Source organism: Polaromonas sp. P1_E1_2 (assembly GCF_056406035.1).
The window spans coordinates 1-1106 of record NZ_JBFUAZ010000907.1; the positions used below are offsets into that span (position 1 = coordinate 1).

Sequence of the window (1106 nt, forward strand, 5' to 3'; positions counted from 1 at the left end):
GTCCTTGTCCCACTGGATGATGCGGCGGTCTTCCATCGAAGCCGGCTGCACCGGCACCAGCCGCGTGAGCTTGCCCTGGGTGAGTACAAAACCGCCGACGTGCTGGCTCAGGTGGCGCGGAAAGCCGATGAGCTGCGCCGACAGGTGAAACCATTGCAGCACCGGCCCTTCCCTGCCCTCCAGCCCGGCTTCCTTGAGTTTTTCCTGCAGCACCTCGCTGCCGTCAAACCAGAAATGCTCTTTGGCGAACAGGTCTATCAGTTCAGGCGCCATCGCCAGCGCCTTGCCCACATCGCGGATCGCGCTGCGCGGCCGGTAGCTGATGACGGTGGCGGCAATGGCGGCGCGGTCGTGGCCGTATTTGCCGTAGATGTACTGGATGACTTCTTCACGCCGCTCGTGCTCGAAGTCCACGTCAATGTCGGGCGGTTCACTGCGCTCGCGGCTGATAAAACGCTCAAACAGCAGCTTGCTTTCCGCGGGGTTAACGGCCGTAACGCCCAGGCAAAAACACACCACCGAATTGGCCGCCGAGCCACGTCCCTGGCAAAGGATTTCCTTTTCTCTCGCAAACCGCACGATGTCGTGCACGGTGATGAAGAACATCTCGTATTCAAGTTCTTCGATCAACCCCAGTTCGAAACCCAGCTGCCGCCTGATCTTGTGCGGTATGTGATGCGGGTAGCGTGTATGGGCGCCCTGCCAGGTCAGCCGCCGCAGCCACCGCGAAGGCGTTTCGGCCGCCGGCACCATGTCTTCCTGCGGGTAGCGGTACAGGTTGCGAATCTCATCGAGATTGAAATTGCACCGCGCCGCCACTTCCAGCGTGGCACGCAACAGGCTGGCGGGGTAAATCTCGGCCAGACGCATGCGCGGCCGCAAATGTGCCTCGGCGTTGGGCTGCAGCGCGAAGCCGCATTCGTGCACCGGCTTGCCCAGCTTGATGGCAGTCATCACGTCGTGCAGCGGCTTGCGCGAGCGCTTGTGCATCAGCACATGGCCGGCCGCCACCAGCCGTATGCCGGTGCGCCGGGCCACCTCTTGCAGCTGCTGCAGGCGCAGCGCATCGTCCAGGCCCTGCAGCAGCTCCACCGCCAGCCAGGCGT

General features: G+C 63.1%; 1 pseudogene. It reads right to left on the reverse strand.

Annotated features, from left to right (window positions below):
- Positions 1–1106: pseudogene (locus tag AC1D1P_RS23985) on the reverse strand (error-prone DNA polymerase); the annotation flags it as partial.